The sequence below is a fragment of the Myxococcus sp. AM011 genome, assembly GCF_013372595.1.
In the GTDB taxonomy this organism is placed as follows: Bacteria; Myxococcota; Myxococcia; order Myxococcales; family Myxococcaceae; genus Myxococcus; species Myxococcus eversor.
Map to the genome: position 1 here is coordinate 1 of NZ_JABXEM010000371.1, position 8,574 is coordinate 8,574.

The following is an 8,574-nucleotide window of genomic DNA, read 5'->3' on the forward strand; positions in this document are numbered from 1 at the left end:
GGTGGGGCGAGGAGCGGGAGATTTCGCTCAAGACGGGAGCGGCCGTGGTCGCCGCCTTGGAGTCCCGCGGCCATCACGTGACGCGGGTGTTCGCGGGGCCGGGGTTGGACCGGGCGCTGCGCGCCGCGGAGCTGGACGTGGCCTTCATCGCGCTGCACGGGCGCATGGGCGAGGACGGCCGGGTGCAGGGCCTCCTGGAGCTCCTGGAGCTGCCGTACACCGGCTCGGGCGTGCTGGCCTCGGCGCTGGCGATGAACAAGCCCATGGCCAAGAAGCTCTTCCGCCTGCACAACCTGTCCACGCCCCAGGGGTACCGGGTCGGCCGTGACGACGCCGGGCGCGCGCTGGCGCTGCACGGCGACCTGGGCTTCCCCTGCATCGTGAAGCCCGCGTGCGGCGGCTCGTCGGTGGGCCTGTCCATCGTCCACGAGCCGCAGGCGCTCGTCGAGGCGGTGGCCCAGGCGTGCCGCTTCGGCGGAGAGGCGCTGGTGGAGCGCTTCGTCCCCGGCCGCGAGGTGACGGTGGGCATTGTCGGCGACAAGGTGCTGGGCAGCTGCGAGGTGGCCACCCCGCGCGAGGGCTTCGACTTCGACGCCAAGTACCAGGGAGGCTCCCGCTACTTCCTCCCGCCCCGCCTGTCCGCCACGCGCGTGGCCAACGTGGAGGCGCTGGCGCTCGCGGCGTACCGTGCCCTGGGCTGCCGGGGCTACGGCCGCGTGGACCTCCTGTGCTCCGACACCGACAACGACGTGGTGCTGGAGGTCAACACGCTCCCTGGCTTCACCCCCACCAGCCTCCTGTCCAAGATTGCCGCCCATGCGGGCGTGGACTTCCCGGAGCTCGTCGAGCGCATCCTCACGCTGGCGACCCGGGACGAGGCGGGTGTCATGGACGCGCCCGTTGTCGCCCCTGCTCCCACCGTCGCCGAGCCTCGCCGCGCGGTGAGCTGACCCCCCGGGTAGTCCGAGCCCTGGCGCCGCATCAGCCCCGGCGCCAACCCCTTGGATCTCCTCGAAATACCAGTGACGCGAGGTGTCACCCCGGACCTGAACGGAACGTTCAAAGTCCGGGAATAATTTGACACGTCCTTGACGCCTCCCTATTGTCCGGCGCCGATCAGTCCTGGATGGTTAAAGCCTTGTCTTTTCGGGCACATACGGGACGGGGGCTCAGCGGACCCAGCAGGCGGCGGTCGGCGTGAGACGGGATTCCGATGCCGCCACGCAAGGAAGGACCGCGGGCCACGGGGGCTGCGCGGGAGGGGCTGAGCGTCACTGATGACCACCGTCGAGATCATCTTCCTGGGCGTCTATTTCAGCGTCCTGTGCGTGCTGGCAGTCTACGGCTCGCACCGGTACCGAATGGCGTTCCTGTATTACCGGCACAAGTTCAAGCTGCCGACGCCCAAGAGCCCTTTGAAGGAGCTTCCACGCGTCACCATCCAACTCCCCATCTTCAACGAGATGTACGTGGTGGAGCGCCTGGTGGAGTCGGTGTGCCGCATCGACTATCCGCGTGACCTCCTGGAAATCCAGGTTCTTGACGACTCGACGGACGAGACGTGTGGCATCGCCCGGGCGTGCGTGGAGCGGCACCGGCAGAAGGGCCACGACATCGTCTACATCCACCGCGTCAACCGCGAGGGCTTCAAGGCGGGCGCGCTGGAGAGCGGTCTGAAGTCGGCGCGGGGCGAGTTCGTCGCCGTGTTCGACGCGGACTTCGTGCCGAGCCCGGACTTCCTGTTGCGCACGGTGCCGTTCTTCTCCGACGCGAAGGTGGGCATGGTGCAGGTGCGCTGGGGGCACCTCAACCGTGAGTTCTCCATCCTCACGCAGGCCCAGAGCATCTTCCTGGACGGCCACTTCATCATCGAGCACACGGCGCGCAACCGCTCCGGCTGCTTCTTCAACTTCAACGGCACCGCGGGCATCTGGCGTCGGGGCACCATCGCCGACGCGGGCGGGTGGCAGCACGACACGCTGACCGAGGACCTGGACCTGAGCTACCGCGCCCAGCTCAAGGGATGGCAGTTCGTGTTCCTCCCGGAGGTCATCTCCCCGGCCGAAGTCCCGGTGGACATGAACGCCTTCAAGAGCCAGCAGCACCGCTGGGCCAAGGGCTCCATCCAGACGGCGAAGAAGCTGTTGCCCACCATCCTCAAGAGCGACCTGCCGATGGCGGTGAAGCGCGAGGCGTTCTTCCACCTCACCAACAACATGGCCTACCTGTTGATGGTGCTGCTGTCGGTGCTGATGCCCATCAGCATGGTGGTGCGCTTCCAGCACGGCCTCTACGGCACGCTGTTCCTGGACCTGCCCTTCTTCGTCTCCGCGACGGCGAGCGTGTGCTTCTTCTACGTCGCCGCGCAGCGTGAGCGGGGCGTGACGGGCTGGGAACGGGTGAAGTACCTGCCGTTCCTGATGAGCCTGGGCATCGGCCTGGCCATCAACAACGCCAAGGCGGTGGCGGAGGCGCTGCTCAACCAGCAGTCGGGCTTCGCCCGCACGCCGAAGACGGGCGCCGAGGGCAAGAAGGTCATCGCGGTGAAGAAGGCGTACCGCGGCAGCAAGACGCTGATGCCGGTGGTGGAGCTGCTCTTCGCGGCGTATTTCACCGGGGCGCTGTGGTTCGCCATCGACGCGCGCATCTACACGTCGCTGCCCTTCATCATCCTGTTCCAGGCGGGCTTCCTCTACGTCGGCATCTCCAGCCTGCTGCAGGGGCTGGCGGGCCGTGTGAAGCTCGCTGACGCCAGCCCCGCGGTGAATCCCGCCGAGGAGCAGGCGCGCCGCGCCGCCTGAGCGTGACTCGCGCCGCGCCCCTTCGTTTCGGGGCGCGGTGGCTGGAGTCGCTTCGGACCTAGAGACCCGCGTCCGGCGTGTCTCGTAGCAACACCTGCCGCAGCCTCACCGGAGGCGGGCCGGAGCGGGAAGGCCGGCACCCTTCGTCGATGGACGTGCTGGCCACCGCGCGCAGCGTGAGGCCCGCGTCGTCACACGCCACCAGCTCCGTGGGGAACGCGACGGGGCAGGGGGCTCCCGAGCCGGTGAAGCCCGTGGCGCGCGTCTCGCCCACGAAACCTCCGGGCGTGCGCTCCAGGACGATGGACGCGGTGCTCGACTCGGGAGGCTCCGTGCCCGCATCGCCGTCCGCGCGGGCTCGCACGACGGCCAGCGACAGCGTGCCGCCATCGTCTTCGCCGTGGTAGCGGAAGGCCGGATTGTCGGCGTGGCGGTACTCGCCTGCCTGGCTGCCCTCGCATCCCGCCGGGACGCGGATGGGGGGCGCGGGTGGGGGACGCGTCTCCACGGTAGGCGGCGCCTTGGTGGGGCACGCCGTGAGGCAGAGGACACTGAAGCCGAGGGCCAATGAGGGCAGGGCGCGGTGCATGGGGCGCGGATATTGGCTGAATGGACGGTTGGGAGGGACTTCGTTTGATTCCCCTTGGACGACTCTCTAACCTTCGGTCCGTCATGAGCATTCGACGCCTCGTCCTCTTTTCGCTGGTGGCCGTCCTCGCGGCTCCGTCCTCCGCGCTCGCGCAGGCCGATGACCTCCTGGCCCCCCTCACGCCGTCGACGAAGCCGTCGAAGGCGAAGGTGGGCAAGACGAAGGTGGTGAAGAAGAAGCCGGCGGCGAAGGTGACGAAGAAGCCCGCGGCGCGGCCCAAGGCCACGGCGAAGGGCAGCAAGAAGAAGAACGTGCCGCCTCCCGATGACAGCCTGCTGGCGCCCCTGGCCCCGGTGAAGACGGAACTGGCGGTGTTCATCTCCGGCTCCGTCAAGGGCGCGAGGCTGACGCTGGATGGTCGCGACGCGGGGGTGCTCACGCCGGCCCCCTTGACGCTGACGGTGACGCCGGGTGAGCACTCGCTGGTGGTCCGCAAGCCGGGCTACGAGGAGTACACGCGGCGGCTGGACGTGAAGGAGGGCACGCAGCCGGAGGTCAAGGTGTCGCTGGTTGCCACCATGGGCTTCGCGCGCGCGTTCGCGGACGTGGCCGGCACCGTGGTGCTGGTGGACGACATCGAGGTGGGCACGGTGCCGATGAGCGACATCCTGCTCAAGCCCGGCTCGCGTGAAATCGAGTTCCGCGCCCAGGGCTACAAGCCCCACGTCCACAACATCAACGTGCTGGCCGGGACGACCTACGAGCTGACCGGGCGGATGCGGCCCCTGGTGGACACGGGCGTGGCGAGCAACACGCCGCGCGTGGTGGACACGCCGCGCACGCCGGTGCTGGACCCCTCGACGACGATGCCGGACGAGCCGAACCCGGCCCTGGCCTTCGACAGCGAGCCGCCGGACGCCCAGGTGGAGAGCTCCAGCAAGCCCTGGTACGGCCGTTGGTACGTCTGGGCGGGTGTGGGCGCGGTGGTCGCCGCCGGGACCGTGGGCGCGGTGGTGGCCACGCGGGACCCCACCATCAAGAACGCAAACCCGGACACGCTGTGCAATGGCGGGTCCTGCGACATCGTCTTCAGCAAGGGTGGAAGCCCTCGCTCCAAGGTGGGAGCAGGGGCATTCAGGCCCGCGCTCGGCGGGTTTCGCTTCTAGGCTTCGGAGTACCAGGCCGCGCCTGGGCCGCTTCGGCGGGAGCGCGGCCTGACGGGCTCATTCGCCGCGCAGGTCGTCCTCGACGGTGTGACTCCCGGGAGCGCTGAGCACCAGGTAGACGTCCGAGACGCGACCCACGCCCCAGGAGTCCAGGATGGTGACGCGGACCCGGAAGGGAGCGGATTCCGGCAGCAGCTCGGTGACGTCAATCTCCCCGGGCTCGAAGCTGAAGGCGCGGCGGCCCAGGTTGTCGACCTGCTCGTTGCCGATGTGGACGCTCTCGGTGAAGCCCATGACGGCGCGCCGCACCACCTTCTTGCCCTGCCCGTCGAGCACCTCCATCAGCAGGAAGTTGTCCACGCTGAAGCCGAGCGTGCCCTTGGCGTCGCCATAGAGGCGCGCCCGCTGGCCGTCCCGGCGCAGCTCCGCGGTTTCTCCGAAGGTGACGACGCGAGGGGTGCGCTCGCCTTCGTCCGTGTCGACCTCCACGTCATCACGCACCTTGTCGAAGGTCTCCGTCTCCTGGGGCGGCGTGTCGGCCACGAGGCGGACGGCGCGGGGCGCCGAGGAGGCGGGGGTGGTGGAGGTGGACGCGGGGACGTTCCGCGCACACGCCATCCATCCGAGGGCAGCGGCCAGGAGAAGCGTTCGAGAGTACATGCCCGGGAAGGCTAGACGAGCCGTGGTGCCCCAGGTCAATTAGCATGCGCGGATGCGGACGCTCCTGCCTGGCCTGGTGACGTGGTGTGTGCTCTTCGGGCAGCCCGCCCGAGGCGACGTCTCCCCCGAGGTGCAGTTGAGCCTCCAGCACCTGAAGTCCTCCGAGCGCGAGCGCGCGGCGAAGGCGCTGGGGCCCCTGGAGGAGCTGCCGCGCTACCGCGTCCAACTGGAGGTGGACCCCGCCGCGCGTGAGGCGAAGGGCCGGGTGCAGGTGGAGGTACTGGCCCGGGACAAGCCCCTGACGGAGCTGTACCTGCGGGTGACGCCCAACGCGCAGGGGGGCAAGCGGGTGGTGCTGTCCGACGCGCGGCTGGGGCGCGAGCCCATCGTCCTGGAGCAGCCGGAGCCCACGCTGTACCGCTATCGCCTGAAGGAACCGGTGCCTCCGGGCGCGGCGGCGGTGCTGGACGTGGCCGTCCGGGCGGTGGTGCCGAGGGGAGAGAAGCCCTCGGGGACGCTCCTCGGCGGTGGAGGGCAGGGGCCGAAGGGCGACCATGGGGCGTTCTCCACCACGGAGGACTTCATGAGCCTGGTGGGTGTCGTCCCCCAGGTGCCGCCTCTGGACGACAAGGGTCAGCCCTGGGCGGGGCCGCAGGGCATTGGCGACCTGGCGTTGTATGCGCCGGCCCATGTGCTGGCGTCCATCACCGTCCCCTCCGGCTGGGTCGTGCACGCCACGGGAGCGGCCATGGGCGAGGTGCCCGAGCGCGACGGCCGGGTGCGCTTCGCCTTCGCCGCGGGCGCGGTGCGCGACTTCCCCATCCTGGTGTCCAAGGGCTACGAGGTGTCCACGGCCACGGTGAACGGCGTCACGGTGGAGAGCCACTACGCGGCGAAGAACAAGGACGTAGGCGAGCGCGTGTTGAAGTACGCCTCGTCCGCGCTGGCGGAGTTCGAGAAGCGCCTGGGGCCGCTGCCGTACACGCACTTCCGGGTGGTGGAGGCGCCGCTGACCGGCGGGGCGGGCGGCATGGAGTTCCCCGGCCTCATCACCCTCTCGAGCATGTTGTATCGCGGCGTGGTGGACCCGTTCGAACTGGTAGGCGGCCAGGTGGACGTGGAGCAGTTGAAGGAGGTGCTGGCGATGCTGGGGCCCGCGGGCTCCGCGCCCTTGTCGCAACTGAGTGGCTCGCTGGAGCGCACGCTGGAGTTCACCGTCGCGCACGAGGTGGCGCACCAGTACTTCGCGGGGCTGGTGGGCTCGGACCCCATCCATGCGCCCGTGGTGGACGAGTCGCTGGCCCAGTACGCCGCGCTTCTCTACATCGAGTGGAAGCACGGCAAGTCGGCGGCGGAGGCCCTCCGGCGCGAGCTGCTGGTTTCGCCGTACCACATGTACCGGCTGGCGGGCGGCGAGGACGCGCGAGCGGACCGGCCCACGAGCGCGTTCGACAACGAGACGGAATACGGGGCGCTGGTGTACGGCAAGGCGCCGCTGCTGCACCACGCGTCACGCAAGCTGATGGGCGACACCGCGTTCTTCCAGGGCATGCGCTCCTACGTCGACACGTATCGCTTCAAGTGGACGTGCAAGGAGTGCTTCACCAAGGAGCTGGCCAAGGCGAGCCCTGGGAATGCGAAGGCCTTGGAGAAGCTGCGCGTGCGCTGGTGGAACGAGGCCCGTGGCGATGATGACCTGGGCCTGCCCAGCCTGGATTCGGTGATGGGCACGCTGGGCGCGGGCAGCGGGTTGGATGTGGAGAACCTGGACCCGCAGACGAAGGAGCTGCTGGAGTCGATTCTGCCCTCGCTGCTGGGTCAGTGAGGGCAGGGGGCGCGTCAGTCGAAGAGGGCCTGGACGAACTCGCGCGGCTCGAAGCGGCGCAGGTCGGCGATCTTCTCCCCCACGCCGACCCATACGACGGGCAGCTTCAGCTCGTCGCAGATGCCGATGATGACGCCGCCCTTGGCGGTGCCATCCAGCTTCGTCAGGGCAATGGCGGTGATGCCCACGGCCTCGTGGAACTGCTTGGCCTGCTGAATCGCGTTCTGCCCGTTGGTGGAGTCCAACACGAGCAGCACCTCGTGCGGCGTGCCGGGCATGGCCTTGTCCATGACGCGTTTGACTTTCTTCAGCTCCTCCATCAGCGGCGCCTTGGTGTGGAGCCGGCCCGCCGTGTCGGCGATGACGACGTCGGCGCCCTCTGCCTGTGCCTTCTTGATGGCGTCGAAGATGACGGAGCCCGGGTCTCCACCCTCGGTCCCCTTCACCAACTGCGCCTTCGCGCGCTCGGCCCACACGTCGAGCTGCTCGGTGGCGGCGGCGCGGAACGTGTCGCCCGCGGCCAGCACGACTTTCTTGCCCTCGCCCGTGAGCTTCGCGGCGAGCTTGCCGATGGTCGTCGTCTTCCCCGCGCCGTTGACGCCCACCACCATGACGACGTGCGGCGGGCCTCCGCCCTCCAGTGAGCGAGGCACCGGCAGGTCGACGATACGGGCGACCTCCGTGCGGATGAGGTCCTTGATGCGGTTGGAGTCGCTCAGCTCGCTGCGCTTGAGCTTCTCGCGCGCCACCTCCACCAACTCGCTGGCCGTGCGCACGCCGATGTCCGCCGTGAAGAGAATCTCCTCCAGCTCCACCAGCACGGACTCGTCCACCTGGCGCTGCTGGCCGAACAGCCCGTTGAGGCGGGCCATGAAGCCCTGGCTCCGCGTCTTGTCCAGGCCCTGGGCCAGCGTGCGGCCCGCCTCGGCGTCCACCTTGGCGCGTGCCGCGGCCTCCTCGGCGCGACGGGCCTCCTCGACGACGGCGGCCTCCCGGGCGCGCTCGTCCTCCAGGAGCCGCTGGGCCTCGGTCTGCTCGCGCTTGCGCCGCTCCCGGGCCTCCTCATCCGCGGCCTTCTTCGCGCGGTACTCGGCGCGCTTCTCCTCCTCCTCGCGCTCCTTGAGGGCCCGGACCTGCTCTTCCAGCCGGGCCCGCTCGCCCGCGTCCGTGGTGGTCCTGGCCGCGCGGGCGGCCTCCTCGCGCTGACGGGCCAGCTCCTCGGCGCGGGCATGGGCCTCGTCCACCTCGCGCAGCCGGGCGGCCTCCTTCTCGGAGGGCGGCAGCTCCACGCGCAGCTCGGGGCGCTCGGCGGGCAGCGCGGGCTTCTGCTCTGGAATCGGGACGCCGGCCTTGCGGCCCGGCTCGGGGGGGCGCTTGCGGAAGAAGAGCTTCCGGGCGGCCAGCACCATCAGCAGGACGAAGAGGGCGGCACCACCAATGCCCACCGCGTCGCCCGGGGTGAGGCCATCCGACGGAGGGACGCCCGTCCCAGGAGGCTGGGTGGTCTCTCCGCCCGGAGTCGGGGCGGGGGAG

Annotated in this window: 7 protein-coding genes; 4 read left to right on the forward strand and 3 right to left on the reverse strand. The window is 69.8% G+C overall.

Annotation, left to right across the window (positions count from 1 at the left end; genetic code table 11):
• Nucleotides 1–950: D-alanine--D-alanine ligase (locus tag HUW62_RS43515; RefSeq protein WP_176437796.1), on the forward strand; the 950-nt coding region annotated here is incomplete at its 5' end.
• Nucleotides 951–1,277: 327 nt separating this feature from the next.
• Nucleotides 1,278–2,801 (forward strand): cellulose synthase family protein, encoded by a 1,524-nt coding sequence (locus tag HUW62_RS43520; RefSeq protein ID WP_163865339.1) that lies wholly within the window; start codon nt 1,278–1,280, stop codon nt 2,799–2,801.
• Between the two features lie 58 nt (nt 2,802–2,859).
• On the opposite strand, the gene HUW62_RS43525 is transcribed toward HUW62_RS43520, so the two are convergent.
• Nucleotides 2,860–3,390 carry a hypothetical protein gene (locus HUW62_RS43525; RefSeq protein ID WP_176437797.1) on the reverse strand — a complete coding sequence of 177 codons (531 nt, stop codon included), beginning with the start codon at nt 3,388–3,390 and terminating at the stop codon, nt 2,860–2,862.
• Between the two features lie 83 nt (nt 3,391–3,473).
• Between HUW62_RS43525 and HUW62_RS43530 the strand changes: the two genes are divergently transcribed.
• On the forward strand, nt 3,474–4,556 hold the full coding sequence (locus tag HUW62_RS43530) for a PEGA domain-containing protein (protein ID WP_163865337.1): 1,083 nt from the start codon (nt 3,474–3,476) through the stop codon (nt 4,554–4,556).
• A gap of 57 nt (nt 4,557–4,613) precedes the next feature.
• Here HUW62_RS43530 and HUW62_RS43535 read toward each other — a convergent pair whose 3' ends face one another.
• Nucleotides 4,614–5,216 carry a hypothetical protein gene (locus tag HUW62_RS43535; protein WP_176437798.1) on the reverse strand — a complete coding sequence of 201 codons (603 nt, stop codon included), beginning with the start codon at nt 5,214–5,216 and terminating at the stop codon, nt 4,614–4,616.
• A gap of 52 nt (nt 5,217–5,268) precedes the next feature.
• Here HUW62_RS43535 and HUW62_RS43540 point away from each other — a divergent pair, with 52 nt between their 5' ends.
• Entirely contained in the window at nt 5,269–7,041 is a 1,773-nt protein-coding gene (locus HUW62_RS43540) for a M1 family aminopeptidase (RefSeq protein ID WP_176437799.1), read from the forward strand.
• 14 nt (nt 7,042–7,055) lie between these two features.
• On the opposite strand, the gene ftsY is transcribed toward HUW62_RS43540, so the two are convergent.
• The coding region (gene ftsY / locus HUW62_RS43545; protein ID WP_368670626.1) for a signal recognition particle-docking protein FtsY at nt 7,056–8,574 on the reverse strand (1,519 nt) is incomplete at its 5' end.

Excerpts from the sequence above, each read along its gene's own strand:
- HUW62_RS43520 (WP_163865339.1), top strand. The coding sequence starts at position 1,278 with ATGACCACCGTCGAGATCATCTTCCTGGGCGTCTATTTCAGCGTCCTG.
- HUW62_RS43525 (WP_176437797.1), bottom strand. The coding sequence starts at position 3,390 with ATGCACCGCGCCCTGCCCTCATTGGCCCTCGGCTTCAGTGTCCTCTGC.
- HUW62_RS43530 (WP_163865337.1), top strand. The coding sequence starts at position 3,474 with ATGAGCATTCGACGCCTCGTCCTCTTTTCGCTGGTGGCCGTCCTCGCG.
- HUW62_RS43535 (WP_176437798.1), bottom strand. The coding sequence starts at position 5,216 with ATGTACTCTCGAACGCTTCTCCTGGCCGCTGCCCTCGGATGGATGGCG.
- HUW62_RS43540 (WP_176437799.1), top strand. The coding sequence starts at position 5,269 with ATGCGGACGCTCCTGCCTGGCCTGGTGACGTGGTGTGTGCTCTTCGGG.